A 14383-nucleotide genomic window follows, 5' to 3' on the forward strand; every position below is an offset into this window, starting at 1 on the left:
GAGGAGCCATGCTGTCCATGAAAATGCGCGGTACGCGAAAGGCAATTGTTCTCGGGGTGACCCTTGCGGTTTCCGCGACCCTGCTGGCCGGATGCTCGGCGGAAGCCGGCAAGGCGGCCGGCACGGACCCGTCCCCCACGGCGGACTCAACCCTCCGCGCCATGCTCCCCGCGGACATCAAGGAGGCGGGCGTGCTCAAGATCGGCACCGAGGCCTTCTACCCGCCGTTCGAGTACCTGGACGCCGACAACAGCACCGTCGTCGGGCTCGACATGGCCCTCTTCCACGCGATCGGCGCCGAACTCGGCCTCAAGGTCGACGTTACGAACATGGCCTTCGACGGCCTGCTCCCGGCCCTCGACGCCAAACGGATTGACGTCGTCGTTGCGGCCATGACCGACACGAAGGCGCGCCAGGCGAAGTACGACTTCGTCGACTACTTCCTCACCGGCCAGGGCATCGTCGTCCCGGCCGGCAACCCCAAGGCCATCACGGGCGTCGAAGGCCTGTGCGGCCGGAAGGTGGCGGCCCTGGAGGGCTCGACCCAGGTCAGCCTGCTGGAGAAGTTCAACACCGCAGAGTGCGCTGGCAACGCGATCACCGTCACGGCGTTGGCCACCGACGCGGACGCGATGCTGCAAGTGCACAGCGGCCGTGCCGACGCCTCCTTCTCCCAGGATGCCGTCGCGCGCTACAACGCCGCGGCGGACGGCGGCAAGGGCAAGTTTGAAATCGGCAACGACCAGCCGCTCCTGCCCGTCGTCATGGGGCCGATGTTCACCAAGGAAGACGCCGGCCTTCGGGACGCAGTCAAGGCGACCGTCGAAAAACTGATCGCCGACGGCACGTACCAGTCCATCCTCGACAAGCATGACCTGGGCTCAGGCGCGGTCACCGAGGTAATGGTCAACGGCGGCACCCTGTAATGAGCGGCCTGCCGGCGCCCACTGACGCGAAGACTCCGATTCGTGCCATCCCAGTCCGACATTGGGGACAGCAGGTCTCGGGCGTCATCGTGCTCGCCGCGCTGGTTGCCTTCATCTACGCCGTCGCCACAAATGAGAACCTGGACTGGTCCATCATCGCCGCGAACCTGTTCGGTCCGACGATCCTGAGCGGGCTGTGGGTCACCATTTCCCTGACCGTGCTGTCTCTGATCATCGGTGCCGCCCTCGGCGTCACCGTGGCGGTCATGCGCCTGTCGCCGAACCGGGTGCTGAACTCCGTCGCGGGAGGCTACATCTGGGCCTTCCGCGGCACCCCGGTGCTCGTCCAGCTTCTGCTCTGGTTCAACCTGGCCCTGTTCTTTCCGCGGCTCGGGCTGGGCGAATTCAGCCTCGACACGAACACGGTCATCACGGCTTTCGTGGCCGCGCTGCTGGGGCTCGGCCTCAACGAGGGCGCCTACATGGCGGAGATCGTTCGCGGCGGCATCCTCTCGGTAGACCACGGCCAGAGCGAAGCCGCCATGGCACTGGGGATGCGCCGCCGGTCGACCATGTTCAAGATCGTGCTGCCACAGGCCATGCGGGTCATCATTCCGCCGATGGGCAATGAGCTCATCACCATGCTGAAGATGACCTCGCTCGTCACCGTGATCGCGGCGCCGGACCTGCTCAACCGGGCGCAAGTCATTTCGTCACGCAACTTCTACATTTTCGAGCTGCTCATCGTCGCCAGCATCTGGTACCTCGCCCTGACGACGATCTCCACGCTGATCCAGATGCGACTGGAGAAACGGTTCGCCAGGGGGGTCGCCGGAGTCGCGCCTCGCCGTCGTCGAATCCTGCTCAATCTCAAGCCAGGCCGGGTCACCTCTCCGGTGATCACGCCGGGCGACCGGCCCGTCGTCTACGCGAAAGGTGGAGCGGGCTCATGAGCGCTCCCATGGTCACAGCAGAAAACGTGCACAAGTCCTTCGGCCACGTCGAAGTACTCAAGGGCATCGACCTTGAGGTTCGCACGGGTCAGGTCTTCTGCGTTCTCGGACCGTCGGGCTCGGGAAAGTCCACCTTGCTGCGCTGCATCAACCACCTCGAGCGCATCGACGCGGGCCGACTGTCCGTTGACGGCCAGCTCGTCGGGTACCGCGAGCGGTCGGGCAAGCTCTATGAGCTGAACGAGAACGAAGTCGCCGACCAGCGACGCGACATCGGAATGGTGTTCCAACGCTTCAACCTCTTCGCCCACATGACCGCGTTGCAGAACGTGATGCTCGCGCCGATGGATGTCCGGCGCCTGCCGAAGGCGGAGGTTCGTGAGCACGCCATGCAGCTCCTCGGACGCGTCGGCCTCGCAGACCAGGCTCAGAAATATCCGTCGCAGCTTTCCGGCGGACAGCAGCAGCGCGTCGCGATCGCCCGGGCCCTCGCCATGAAACCCAAGCTCATGCTCTTCGACGAGCCGACGAGCGCGCTGGACCCGGAACTCGTCGGCGAGGTGCTCGACGTCATGCGGGACCTCGCCGCAAGCGGCATGACGATGATCGTCGTCACCCATGAGATCGCCTTTGCCCGCGAGGTCGGCGACCACCTCGTTTTCATGGATAGCGGCGTCGTCGTCGAGCAGGGTGCCCCAAGGGACGTTCTCTCGAACCCGCAGCACAAGCGCACCCAGACGTTCCTGTCGAAGGTCCTGTAGATGACGAAGCCCTTGGCGATCTACACCGACAACGAGGACATCGACCCGACCCCGGGCATCCGCCTTCTGGAACAGAGCGGCTTCACAGTTCGCTTCCTGGAAACGCTCGACCCCGAGCGGATCCTGGCGGAGTCGCGAGGCGCCCAGGCCTTGCTGGTCGGCTACGCGCCGATTCCGGACTGGGTGATCGCCGGGCTGCCGGACCTGCGGATCATCTCGCTCATCTCGATGGGATTCGACCACGTCGACCTCGACGCGGCGCGCTCGGCCGGCGTGTGGGTGACCAACCTGCCCGGTGTCGCGACCGAAGAAGTCGCCACCCATGCGCTCGGACTCATCCTGGCGACGACCCGGGATTTCCCGTTCTTCGAGCGGGTCGCCGGCGAGGACTGGAACGCGCGTCCGGCCAGGACTCCGCCCCGCCTCAGCCAGAAGACGCTGGGGCTGATGGGGCTGGGCCGAATAGGCGCGAAGCTGGCCGGGTTCGCATCATCGCTGTTCGGGGAGATCATCGGCTACGACCCTTACCTCGCGCAGAATCCGGAGGCGACCGCCCGGCTGGAGTCCCTGGGCGTGCACCTGGCGGGATTCGACGAGGTGCTCGCCTCCGCCGACGTGCTCTCCCTCCACCTGCCGCTGACGCCGGAAACGCGCGGGATCATCAATGCCGAGTCGCTCGCGCGGATGAAACCGGGTAGCTACCTGGTCAACGTCAGTCGAGGCCAATTGATTGACACGCCCGCTCTCGCACGCGCGCTGGACAGCGGGCAGATCCGCGGGGCGGGACTCGATGTGCTCGACGCCGAGCCGGCTCCCGCCGATCATCCGCTCCTCGCCCACGAACGCACCATCGTCACGCCCCACGTCGGATTCCTTTCCGACCACACGCTCGCGGAGTACGTCCGCATCCAGGCCCAGAATGTCATTTCTCTCTCTGCGACGGGCGAGCCCGAGACGGTTCCGGTGGTCGACCCGCGCTGACTTCGCACGGGAACTCCGCGCAGAGCGTAATCTCCGGTGCGCACACAAGCTGGGCGGACTGGATACGGCCCTTCCGCCCGCCGTCCTCGCCGGTCGGACGCATCCCCCGGTGAGAGCCGAATCCCGGCGCCGGCGGTTACACGCTGGGTCGCCGCGGTCCGGCCGACGCGCCGAGGGGCTGCATCCGTTTGCGACCGGGTTTCTCTGCCCGCAGTGACGGGCCGCACAATTCGCCTGCCTAGACTCGCCCGGTGACTACGTGCGGCCCGCCCGGGTTTTTCGCCGAAACGGTCGCCGCAATCGAAAGGAACCACCATGAACGAGAACAAGATCTTCCAGTCGCCCCGCGCATCCCGCACGAAGCGCCTCACCATCGGGGCAGCATCCGTTCTGGCTGCGGGCGCTCTTCTCGGTGCAGGCGTGCAGGGTGCGAGCGCTACCCCACTCACCCCGGCGCCCGGGCACACGGCCAGCTCCAGCGCATCCGCCGAGTCAACCTCGGGCGACGCGTTCCTCGCTTCGATTCAGAAGGAGCTCCGCGGCGACCTCTCCCACGGAAAGAGTGTGAACGAGAAGGCGCAGAAGGTCGCGGCCACGCTCGTCGACCACGCCGAACTCTTCGCGAGCCTGCCGGCAAATCTGCAGGCCGACCTGACCACCCTCAAGGACGCGTCAGCGGCCGACCGGGCCGCCGCGGTGCAGACCATCCAAACCACCGCCCTGGACGGTGGCTACGGCGAACAGATCGCCAAGGTCGCGCTGGCCGTGAAGAACGACCCCACGCATCCGCTGGCCGCCGCGCTGCACAGCGCACTCGGTGAGGACACCGCGACGGGCACGGATACCGCCCCCTCGGTCACGAAGCTGGCCCTCGGCGTTGTCGACAACCCCGCGCTGTTCTCGAAGCTCCCGGCCGAGCTGCAGTCCGCCCTGACCGACCTGAAGAATGCTCCGGCCGCCGAGCAGGATGCCGCAGCCCAGGCGATCGAAAAGGCCGCGCTGAACGGCGACTACGGTCACGACATCCAAAAGATCGTCGAGCGTATCCAGGCCGGCGCAAAGTCGCACTCGCAGGGCAAGAACGAGGCCGGAGCCGATACGCACAGCGACACCAAGCCGGGCAGCACTGACACCGGTGCGCACGCCAAGGCCGGGAACTGACCCTCCCGAAGCGAATTACCACCAACGGCCGGGAGCGCACTGCGCTCCCGGCCGTTGGCTTACCCGCGCCCTGCGGCTACCGGGCGTTGCTCGTGACGCTGCCGTGACGGTGGGCCTGCACCTGGTGTTCGATGCGCACCCCGCCGGTGTATTGCCCCGCGTTGCCGGTCGCCACCAACGCCTCGAACCGGTTCCAGGCATCCCGTGTCATTGCCCGGCTCAGCTCTTCGCCCAGCGCGGTGTCGAGGTTGAACCTCATCCTGGTGTTGAGCCTCGACCTCAAGGCCCATGCACGTCCGTGCGCGCGCGTCGCGGAGCCAGGTTTCCCGGATTGCCTTCGGCAAACCTGGTGAGGTCAGCGGCCGCTGACGCTCGGCCAGTCCCGCCGACTGGCACGCCATGCGGGCGGTGGCCTGGCGCGCCGTGGGCATGTCGACGGTGTACCAACCGGTTGTCGACACAAGCCGCTTGTCGACGCAAGCCGGTTGTCGGTTCCAGGTGGGGTGCGATTGTTGGCTGCGAGGTGCTGGCGCGTCTGCCCGACACCTCGCATAGCGGACGTGACGATGGCAGAAGGCACGGCCCGCTCCGGCCCAGGCGACACCCCGGCGAGACCGTGGGTCGTCGTTGCGTGCGCCGCCACGGGTAAGCCTCTGTAATGGCTTTTAGCTGGTCTGGTTATCAGCTGGCAGGCTGGTCGTGATGCTTGCAGGAGTGTGACTCACTAAGCCTCTGACCGTTCTTCAGAACGTGTCTTGGGATTGACTTGTCCGCTTCCTGCATCGTGTCGGGGCCGGCCTGTGGCCCTCGACGTGACTTGATTAGAAGCCTGCCCGAACCCCTCACGGGGACCGTGGCTCATTACAGAGATGTCCGTGAGGAATCCCAGACCGGCACGTAATAACACCCGCATTTTCGAATGGTGAAGGAGTTATCGTGACCATCGTCTCACAAGAATTCGACCACGTCATCGGGGTCGATACCCATGCCAAAACCCACACGTTAGTCGTCCTCGATTCCCACGGTGCCAAGCAAGCCGGGGACACTTTCCCGACGAGCCCGGCTGGGCTCAAACGCGCCCACGCCTGGATGCTGCGCCATGCGCCTGGGCGCATGCTGGCGGCGATGGAAGGTACCGCCTCCTACGGCGCCCAGTTCAATGATCTGTTGGCACGGGAAGGCATCGCCGTCGCTGAAACACGACCTCCCAAGCGCGGCGTCCGCCGCGTCGGCAAGACCGACCAGATCGACGCTGAACTCGCCGCCCGCCACGCCCTCGCCCTGCCAATCGAACGGGTAATCACCCCCCGCACGCACACCGGCGACCACGCCGCTTTGAGCGTGCTGCTGACTGCCCGCAACGCCATCAGCACCGCCCGGACGGCCACCATCAACCAGCTCACCGCATTGCTTCGCGCGCACTGGCTCGGCATCGACGCACGCCGGCCCATCACCGCGACTCAGGTCACCCAGATTGGCCAGTGGCGTGCCCATCCCAGCGATGACGTCGGCGCTGCCACGATCCGCGAGGAAGCCATCCGTGAGGCGCAGGAGATCATCCGCCGTGACGGCGAGCTCAAGCACAACGAGGCAGGCCTCCGAAAGCACGTCAAAACCATCGCGGCCTGGCTTCTCGACGAACCCGGCGTCGGCCCCTTCGTCGCTGCGGAACTCATCGTCACTTGGTCCCACAAGGGCCGCATCCACGGTGAGGCGGCGTTCGCCCGTTTCGCGGGCGCTGCGCCGATTCCCGCGTCGTCGGGGAACACAACTCGCTACCGCCTCCACCGAGGCGGTGACCGGCAACTCAACCGCGCCCTCTGGGTCGTCGCGTTCAACCGCTACCAGCACGACCCTGAAACCCTGGAATACGTCGCCAAGAGGACCAAGGAAGGCAAAACCCGCAACGAGATACTTCGCTGCCTCAAGCGCTACATCTCACGCTCACTCTTCAGAAAACTCGACACCCAAACAGCTTGACAAAAACCATAGAAGCGTCAATCCACCGATCGGGATTGGGATCTAACGGCGCGTTAAACAGAGAATGCCCGTCTTATCAAGGAAAATTGTACTTACCACAGAACAATTCGACTGATTCAGAGGGGCATCTCGTAGATTCAAGTTTCGCACACCACCCGCGCCGTGTCGCACGTCTTCGATGACGCCAACCTCGTGTCGTCTGCGGGGTTGGTGCCGGCGATGAAACTGGCCGAGAAGGCCGGTCTGCGGCACCTGGCTGACAAATGGTTGAGCGTGCCCACGGACAAGGGCGCCCACGCCGGGCTGAAAGTCGCCTCGCTGGTCGCGGGGATGGTGGCCGGCGCGGACTCCATCGATGATATGGCCGTGTTGCGCCACGGCGGGATGCGGAAGCTCTTCGCCTACCTCTACGCACCGTCGACGCTCGGGTCGTTCCTGCGCGCGTTCACGTTCGGCCATGTGCGCCAGCTTGATGCGATCGCGTCCCGATTCCTGATCAGCCTCGCCGCCCAGAGCCCGCTGATTGTTCCGGAACCGGGCGACGACTATGTGTTCCTGGACGTGGACGACACTTTTCAATCGAGGTCCACGGGCACCAGAAACAAGGCGCCAGCTTCGGCTACTCCGGGGTCCAGGGTCCGGGGTTTGAACGCGATCCTCGCGACAGTGAAAACAGTCACCGGCGCCCCGATCATTCTCGCTCAACGCCTCCGCCGGGGCGCCGCCTCGTCCCCGCACGGCGCGACCCGGCTGATCCGGGACGCTCTCACCACCCTCCGACGCCTGCCCGGGATGGCCGCCGCCCGGATCTTGTTCCGCGCGGATTCCGCGTTCTACACGTTCGCGGCCATCCACGCCGCACTGTCCGGCGGCGCGGACGTCTCCGTCACTGCCCGCCTCGATTCCGCCGTCAGGAAGCGCATCGCGGCCATCCCGGCGACCGGGTGGACGCCGATCAAGTACACGCACGCGATCTTCGACGAGGACACCCGAACCTGGATCTCCAACGCCCAAGTCGCCGAGATCCCCTACACCGCGTTCACCTCACGGAAAAAGTCGGACCACATCCCCGGCCGCTTCGTCGTGCGCCGGATCCCGGAACTGAACAAGCACAAACTCGCCGGCCAGACCACGCTCTTGGACCTGCACCGCTTCCACGCGTTCTTCACCACCAGCACCCTGGCCCACCTGCCCTCCGGTGTATTCGCCGCCAACGCGGCCTGGCTGGTGCTGGCCGTCATCGCCTTCAACCTCACCCGCGCCGCCGCCACGACCGCCGGCACCGGCCTGGCCCGGGCCACGACCGCGACCATCCGCCGGAAACTGATCAACATCCCCGCAAGGATCGCCTCCTCAGCCCGGCGCATCACGCTGCACCTGCCCGAGAACTGGCCCTGGGAAACCGGTTGGACCCACCTCTTCGACCACGCCTTCACACAAACCAGCCCCACCCCGACGTGACCCGCCCACCCCGACCCGGCACGACCTGGAAGCCAAGTGGAACACCACGAGCAGCGAGGCTCAGCGCACAACCACGCCCCAGCATGCCGCCGCAACTCAAATCAGAAAACGACTCCCCGCCTCAGCCGATCGGTGGAAAAAGGCTAAGAGGAGCCCGTCCCCGGTCGAACATACCCGGCGGACCACCGGCTCGACGTCCCCGCATGCGAACGACTTCAGCAGCGTGACCGGTCACAGTGTGTGTGACGTCGTCACGCAACGGTTCCGTGTCACTCTCGGCGGGCGGCCCTGGGCCGTTAGACGTCTGAGACGACAACTTCGGTGCTGCCGCGGGCGATGCGATCACCTGCCCGCGGCACCACCTGTTTCAGAAGTCCCAGTCCGCGTCTTCCGTGTTGACGGCCTTGCCGATGACGTAGGAGGATCCCGACCCGGAGAAAAAGTCGTGGTTCTCGTCCGCATTCGGCGAGAGCGCCGACAGGATCGCCGGGTTCACGTCGGTGACGGCCTTCGGGAACATGGCCTCGTAGCCGAGGTTCATCAGCGCCTTGTTGGCGTTGTAGTGCAGGAACTTCTTGACGTCCTCGGTCAGACCGACCTCGTCGTAGAGGTCCTGCGTGTACTGAACCTCGTTCTCATACAGCTCGTAGACGAGGTTGAAGGTGTAGTCCTTCATCTCGTCACGGCGCTCCTGGGTGGCCGCCTCGAGCCCCTTCTGGTACTTGTAGCCGATGTAGTAACCGTGCACCGCTTCATCCCGGATGATCAGGCGGATGAGGTCGGCCGTGTTGGTCAGCTTCGCGCGGCTGGACCAGTACATCGGCAGGTAGAAGCCCGAGTAGAACAGGAACGACTCGAGCAGGGTCGACGCGACCTTGCGCTTGAGCGGGTCGTCGCCTTGGTAATAGTCCATGACAATGGAGGCCTTCTTCTGAAGGTTCACGTTCTCGGTCGACCAGCGGAACGCCTCGTCGATCTCCTTCGTGGAGCACAGCGTCGAGAAGATCGACGAGTAGCTCTTCGCGTGCACAGACTCCATGAATGCGATGTTCGTGTAGACGGCCTCTTCGTGCGGGGTGATCGCATCCGGAATCAGCGAAACAGCGCCCACGGTACCCTGAATCGTGTCGAGCAGGGTCAGCCCGGTGAACACCCGCATGGTGAGCTGCTGCTCCACCGGGGTGAGCGTGTTCCAGGACTGCACGTCGTTGGAGAGCGGGATCTTCTCCGGCAGCCAGAAGTTGTTGACCAGCCGATTCCAGACCTCGACGTCTTTTTCGTCTTCAATCTTGTTCCAGTTGATCGCGTCAACGTGGGAGACGAGCTTGAGCTTGTCAATCATGTGTTCTTTCCTTAGTCGGTGATCGAGCCTGTCGAGATCAAGTGGTCGAGCCTGTCCAGACCCGACCACCGGTGCATCCGTTCGCTGGTGCGGTTGGATCAGAGCATGCAGCTGACGCAGCCGTCAACCTCGGTGCCCTCGAGGGCCAGCTGGCGCAGGCGGATGTAGTAGATCGTCTTGATGCCCTTACGCCAAGCGTAGATCTGCGCCTTGTTGATGTCGCGGGTCGTTGCGGTGTCCTTGAAGAAGAGCGTGAGCGAGAGACCCTGGTCCACGTGCTGCGTCGCCGCCGCGTAGGTGTCGATGATCTTCTCGGCACCGATTTCGTAGGCATCCCGGTAGAAATCCAGGTTGTCGTTCGTCATGAACGGCGCCGGGTAATAGACGCGGCCGAGCTTGCCTTCCTTGCGGATCTCGATCTTCGAGGCGATCGGGTGGATTGACGAGGTCGAGTTGTTGATGTAGGAAATCGACCCGGTCGGCGGCACGGCCTGCAGGTTCTGGTTGTAGATGCCGTGCTCCATGACGGATGCCTTGAGCTCAGCCCAGTCCGACTGCGTCGGCACGCGCACACCCGACGTCTCGAACAGCTCTGCGGCCCGGGCGGTGGCGGGAGCCCAGACCTGGTCGGTGTACTTGTCGAAGAACGCGCCGGACGCGTAGGTGGAGTCTTCGAAGCCTGCGAACGCGTGGCCGCGTTCGACGGCCAGCTTGTTCGAGGCGCGGACCGCGTGGAACAGCACGGTGTAGAAGTAGATGTTGGTGAAGTCGATGGCCTCGTCGCTGCCGTAGTACACCCGCTCACGAGCGAGGTAGCCGTGCAGGTTCATCTGGCCAAGGCCGATGGCGTGCGACTTGTCGTTGCCGTCTTCGATCGAACGCACCGAGGAGATGTGGCTCTGCTCCGAGACCGAGTTGAGACCGCGAATGGCGGTCTCCACGGTCTTGCCGAAGTCGGGCGAGTCCATCGACAGGGCGATGTTCATCGACCCGAGGTTGCAGGAGATATCCTTACCGATCGAATCGTAGGACAGATCTTCGTTGTACGTGGTCGGCGTATTGACCTGGAGGATCTCCGAGCACAGGTTCGACATGTTGATGCGGCCCTTGATCGGGTTCGCCGCGTTGACGGTGTCTTCGAACATGATGTACGGGTAGCCGGACTCGAACTGGATCTCGGCGAGCGTCTGGAAGAAGTCACGCGCCTTCATCTTCGACTTCTTGATCCGCGGGTCGTCGACCATCTCGTAGTACTTCTCGCTCACGGAGATGTCCGCGAACGGCACCCCGTAGACGCGTTCGACGTCGTAGGGAGAGAACAGGTACATGTCCTCATCCTTCTTGGCGAGCTCGAAGGTGATGTCGGGCACGACTACGCCGAGGGAGAGCGTCTTGATCCGCACTTTCTCGTCGGCGTTCTCACGCTTGGTGTCGAGGAAACGCATGATGTCGGGGTGGTGGGCGTGCAGGTACACCGCCCCGGCCCCCTGGCGGGCGCCGAGCTGGTTCGCGTAGCTGAAGGAATCTTCGAGCAGCTTCATCACGGGAATGATGCCGCTGGACTGGTTCTCAATCTGCTTGATCGGCGCGCCGGCCTCACGGATGTTACTGAGCAGCAGCGCGACGCCGCCGCCGCGCTTCGAGAGCTGCAGCGACGAGTTGATGCCGCGGGAGATCGACTCCATGTTGTCTTCGATGCGGAGCAGGAAGCAGGAGACGAGCTCACCGCGCTGCGCCTTGCCCGAGTTGAGGAAGGTGGGAGTGGCCGGCTGGAATCGTCCGGCGATGATCTCCTCAACGAGGGCAATCGCGAGCTGGTCATCGCCCTGGGCGAGGCCGAGGGCGGTCATCACGACACGATCTTCGAAACGCTCGAGGTAACGTTTGCCGTCGAACGTCTTCAGTGTGTAGGAGGTGTAGTACTTGAACGCGCCGAGGAAGGTCTGGAAGCGGAACTTCTTCGAGTAGGCCAGGTCGTTGAGGCTGGTGATGAACTCGAACGAATACTGGTCGAGCACGGCCTGCTCGTAATACTCCTTCTCGACCAGGTAGTCGAGGCGCTCGCGCAAGCTGTGGAAGAAAACCGTGTTCTGGTTGACGTGCTGCAGGAAGAATTCCCGCGCCGCCTCACGGTCCTTGTCGAACTGGATTTCCCCGTTCGGGCCGTACAGGTTGAGCATGGCATTGAGGGAGTGGTAGTCCATTGCCAGGCCTGGGGCCGGGTGAGTCATGGTCTTCACGGCTGTTGCTTCCAAAATTCTTCCAATCCGTCGTGAACGATGCGCACATCATCCGGCGTTCCGAGTACTTCAAATCGATACATGTGGGGCACCTTGCACTTCGCGGCGATGATGTCACCGGCGACGCAGAAGGCCGTGCCGAAGTTCGTGTTGCCCGCGCCGATGACCCCACGGATGAGCGACCGGTTGTGCTCGTCGTTCAGGAATCTGATCACCTGCTTGGGCACCGCGCCTTTGGTTTCGCCGCCACCATAGGTCGGCACCACCAGGACGTAGGGCTCCTCGACGCGCAGCGGTTGGTCCCGCGCGTGGAGCGGGATGCGGGCCGCCTGCCGCCCGAGCTTCTCAACGAAGCGGTGCGTGTTGCCCGAGGTGCTGGAGAAATAAACGATATCGGTCACTGAACACCCCCTTCGTGTGTGAAAAAGACCGCAATGTAGTGAACCGCGCGCTGGAGGTCGCGGCCCGAGCCCGGCTAGCCAGAGCCCCGCGGTTACGCGAGGCGCTGCGCGAGTTCGTTGATCTTGTCGGGGCGGAAGCCCGACCAGTGGTCCTCGTCGGTGATGACGACGGGAGCCTGCAGGTAGCCCAGGGCCTTGACGGCCTCGAGGGCTTTCTCGTCGACCGAGAGGTCGAGGATTTCATATTCGATGCCTTTGTTGTCCAGGGCGCGGTAGGTCGCCGTGCACTGCACGCAGGAGGGCTTGGTGTAGACCGTGATTGCCATGGGAGGGCCTTTCTCGTCGTTCAGGAATCAGTATTCAAACTCAGTGCTCAAAATCGGTTTTCATGTGAAATCTGAAGTTCAAGGCGTGCTGTGTTGAACTTTTATACTACATGTAGTGATCGGAAATAGGAATGGCCACTACATGCAGTAATTACAATTATGTAGTTATCCACCGACATTCCACCGGTTGTACACAGCCCAGCGGATGCGACAACGCCGATTCTCCGCGGCATTCGCGAAAGTTATCCACAGGCCGGTGCCCACCCGAGGTTGCCCCTGTGGAAACTGCTGCGGCGTGTCGCGACCCCCACAGGGCGCCGTGCCCGCCCGCCCGCGTTCCGTTCCGTCCCGTCCCCGCGCGCCACGTCTTCTCCGCACGCCACCACTCCCGCACGCCACCACTCCCGCACGCCACCACCTCGTGGCGCACCGCCGAGAACCCGGCGCACGTTCTACGACGGGCCGGGTTCTCAAACACGTGCCGCGACATCCCTCGCCCGCGCGGGAGTGGCCCGGATGTGCGCGCACCACACCGCGCCCCTCACGCCCGCGGCACACCGCGCTCGCGCAGAAAACGGTCGAAGAGAACGGGCGACAATGCCGTGTCCCAGTCCCAGCGGTCGAAGCTGTCGGAGTGCCGGCGCAGCGCATCCTCACGACGCTTCTCCCGCCAGACAACCTCGCCGGGATCCCGCCCCGCCAGTACCCTGCCGCGAGTGTACTTCTGCATTCCGTCGAACTCACCGATCTTGCGCACCCGTCGCCAGTAGTAGTCCACCCAGTAGTCGCGCCCCTCGACGTTCCGAAACGGAACCTGCAGCTCGGGCACCTCGAATCCGAGTTGAAAGATTCGCACCCGGCTCATCGATTCCCCGCCGTTGGCCGACAGGGCGTTGCCGAACTCGATGGCGCGGTTCGCCTGCCTGGCACCGAACCGCGGGCTCACCGCCGCGAGTTCGGCGAACAGGAGGGCTTTTGTGAGAGCGGCTGGAAGAAGGATGCCGCGCCGCGCCGCACTTGCCACTCGTTCCCGGTCGACCCGGAGTGCATCGTCGATCATTACGACCCCGATCAGGAAGCTCGTGGCCGCGGCTACGTCGATGAGGGTTCGGGCGAGCGACGTCACCAGGACGCCGTCAATGACCTGCAGTTCCGGGTCAGGACCCCCGCGATGACTGGTCTGGTGCCGCGCCGTGCTGCCGCCGGACGCGTCAAGGTTGAGCGTGTGGACGGTGCGCGGCCAGTGTCCGATGGTCGGGAGTCCGTGCAATGTGGCCGCCGACAGGTGCGACACAACTATCGGCCGCGCGGCCATGGCAGCGGTCGCCCGCACGTAGAGGCGATATCGCTCGTCGGGGTCAGCGGAGCGCCACGTTTCCCCCGGCACGTAGAGGCCCCTGCGCGGACGCACCAGCGAACCGTCGCGGACCAAGGCCTCGACCGCGTGCGAATTGAGGCCGCTCTCGCGAAGCGCTGCAGCCGGGATGAGCCCGCCATGTCGCGCGCTGACGGTGTCCAGCAGATCGGCCCTGACGGAGCTGCGAATATCGGTCATCCCTCACCGTGGCGGCGCGGGCTCGCCCCAGTGCGTGCGCCGCCGCATCCGTGCACAACCCAGCCGGATGCCGCCCTGTGGACAAACGCGCGCCTTCCCCCGAGAGCAGGTTGCCTCCACAGCCACGGCACCGCGCGCAGAACCACACACACTCGCGGCGCACCTTTGGGAAGCGGGCGCACGTTCAACGCCGCGCCCGCTTCTCGGGCCCGGGCCGCGAGCCACCCCGGCGGGCGGACACGGGCACGGGCGGGCGGACACGGAGAAAGGACCGGCCCCCGAGAGGACCGGCCCTT

Annotated in this window: 13 protein-coding genes; 7 read left to right on the plus strand and 6 right to left on the minus strand. The window is 64.6% G+C overall.

Features of this window, described 5'->3' with window-relative positions; genetic code table 11:
• Positions 1–8 precede the first annotated feature (8 nt).
• From E3O19_RS07440 to E3O19_RS07460, 5 genes are all read left to right on the plus strand, one after another.
• Positions 9–926 carry an ABC transporter substrate-binding protein gene (locus E3O19_RS07440; RefSeq protein WP_134566632.1) on the plus strand — a complete coding sequence of 306 codons (918 nt, stop codon included), beginning with the start codon at positions 9–11 and terminating at the stop codon, positions 924–926.
• A complete protein-coding gene (locus tag E3O19_RS07445) occupies positions 926–1879 on the plus strand; it encodes an amino acid ABC transporter permease (protein ID WP_134566634.1) in 954 nt (317 codons plus the stop codon). The genes E3O19_RS07440 and E3O19_RS07445 overlap by 1 nt, the downstream gene beginning before the upstream one ends.
• Positions 1876–2640 carry an amino acid ABC transporter ATP-binding protein gene (locus E3O19_RS07450; protein ID WP_277613014.1) on the plus strand — a complete coding sequence of 255 codons (765 nt, stop codon included), beginning with the start codon at positions 1876–1878 and terminating at the stop codon, positions 2638–2640. The genes E3O19_RS07445 and E3O19_RS07450 overlap by 4 nt, the downstream gene beginning before the upstream one ends.
• Positions 2641–3621, plus strand: coding sequence for a C-terminal binding protein (locus E3O19_RS07455; RefSeq protein WP_134566636.1), 981 nt, complete (start codon positions 2641–2643; stop codon positions 3619–3621).
• A 315-nt stretch (positions 3622–3936) separates the two neighbouring features.
• Positions 3937–4782: a hypothetical protein gene (locus tag E3O19_RS07460; protein WP_134566638.1), complete on the plus strand. Its 846-nt coding sequence runs from the start codon at positions 3937–3939 to the stop codon at positions 4780–4782.
• 76 nt (positions 4783–4858) lie between these two features.
• Here the strand turns inward: E3O19_RS07460 and E3O19_RS07465 are convergent, their stop codons facing one another.
• Entirely contained in the window at positions 4859–5041 is a 183-nt protein-coding gene (locus E3O19_RS07465; RefSeq protein ID WP_134566640.1) for a hypothetical protein, read from the minus strand.
• 677 nt (positions 5042–5718) lie between these two features.
• On the opposite strand from E3O19_RS07465, the gene E3O19_RS07470 reads away from it, so the two are divergent.
• Together E3O19_RS07470 and E3O19_RS07475 are read left to right on the plus strand one after the other, a co-directional pair.
• A complete protein-coding gene (locus tag E3O19_RS07470; RefSeq protein WP_166804511.1) occupies positions 5719–6762 on the plus strand; it encodes an IS110 family RNA-guided transposase in 1044 nt (347 codons plus the stop codon).
• 162 nt (positions 6763–6924) lie between these two features.
• A complete protein-coding gene (locus tag E3O19_RS07475; RefSeq protein ID WP_166804512.1) occupies positions 6925–8223 on the plus strand; it encodes an IS1380 family transposase in 1299 nt (432 codons plus the stop codon).
• A gap of 367 nt (positions 8224–8590) precedes the next feature.
• On the opposite strand, the gene nrdF is transcribed toward E3O19_RS07475, so the two are convergent.
• From nrdF to E3O19_RS07500, 5 genes are all read right to left on the minus strand, one after another.
• A complete protein-coding gene (nrdF, locus tag E3O19_RS07480) occupies positions 8591–9565 on the minus strand; it encodes a class 1b ribonucleoside-diphosphate reductase subunit beta (protein ID WP_134566645.1) in 975 nt (324 codons plus the stop codon).
• Positions 9566–9663: 98 nt separating this feature from the next.
• Positions 9664–11796, minus strand: a complete 2133-nt coding sequence (nrdE, locus tag E3O19_RS07485; RefSeq protein ID WP_134566686.1) for a class 1b ribonucleoside-diphosphate reductase subunit alpha — start codon at positions 11794–11796, stop codon at positions 9664–9666.
• Positions 11797–11801: 5 nt separating this feature from the next.
• The gene (gene nrdI / locus E3O19_RS07490) at positions 11802–12206 is read right to left on the minus strand and encodes a class Ib ribonucleoside-diphosphate reductase assembly flavoprotein NrdI (RefSeq protein ID WP_134566647.1); all 405 of its coding nucleotides are present in this window, start codon (positions 12204–12206) and stop codon (positions 11802–11804) included.
• A 92-nt stretch (positions 12207–12298) separates the two neighbouring features.
• Positions 12299–12532, minus strand: coding sequence for a glutaredoxin-like protein NrdH (gene nrdH, locus E3O19_RS07495; RefSeq protein ID WP_134566649.1), 234 nt, complete (start codon positions 12530–12532; stop codon positions 12299–12301).
• Between the two features lie 541 nt (positions 12533–13073).
• Positions 13074–14087 carry a type IV toxin-antitoxin system AbiEi family antitoxin domain-containing protein gene (locus tag E3O19_RS07500; protein WP_134566651.1) on the minus strand — a complete coding sequence of 338 codons (1014 nt, stop codon included), beginning with the start codon at positions 14085–14087 and terminating at the stop codon, positions 13074–13076.
• Positions 14088–14383 lie beyond the last annotated feature (296 nt).

This window comes from Cryobacterium algoritolerans (genome assembly GCF_004402785.1).
In the GTDB taxonomy this organism is placed as follows: Bacteria; Actinomycetota; Actinomycetes; order Actinomycetales; family Microbacteriaceae; genus Cryobacterium; species Cryobacterium algoritolerans.

Coding starts and splice junctions, on each gene's coding strand:
- E3O19_RS07440 (WP_134566632.1), top strand. CDS start 9: ATGCTGTCCATGAAAATGCGCGGTACGCGAAAGGCAATTGTTCTCGGG.
- nrdH (WP_134566649.1), bottom strand. CDS start 12,532: ATGGCAATCACGGTCTACACCAAGCCCTCCTGCGTGCAGTGCACGGCG.
- E3O19_RS07460 (WP_134566638.1), top strand. CDS start 3,937: ATGAACGAGAACAAGATCTTCCAGTCGCCCCGCGCATCCCGCACGAAG.
- E3O19_RS07455 (WP_134566636.1), top strand. CDS start 2,641: ATGACGAAGCCCTTGGCGATCTACACCGACAACGAGGACATCGACCCG.
- nrdF (WP_134566645.1), bottom strand. CDS start 9,565: ATGATTGACAAGCTCAAGCTCGTCTCCCACGTTGACGCGATCAACTGG.
- nrdE (WP_134566686.1), bottom strand. CDS start 11,796: ATGACTCACCCGGCCCCAGGCCTGGCAATGGACTACCACTCCCTCAAT.
- E3O19_RS07445 (WP_134566634.1), top strand. CDS start 926: ATGAGCGGCCTGCCGGCGCCCACTGACGCGAAGACTCCGATTCGTGCC.
- E3O19_RS07450 (WP_277613014.1), top strand. CDS start 1,876: ATGAGCGCTCCCATGGTCACAGCAGAAAACGTGCACAAGTCCTTCGGC.
- E3O19_RS07465 (WP_134566640.1), bottom strand. CDS start 5,041: ATGAGGTTCAACCTCGACACCGCGCTGGGCGAAGAGCTGAGCCGGGCA.
- E3O19_RS07500 (WP_134566651.1), bottom strand. CDS start 14,087: ATGACCGATATTCGCAGCTCCGTCAGGGCCGATCTGCTGGACACCGTC.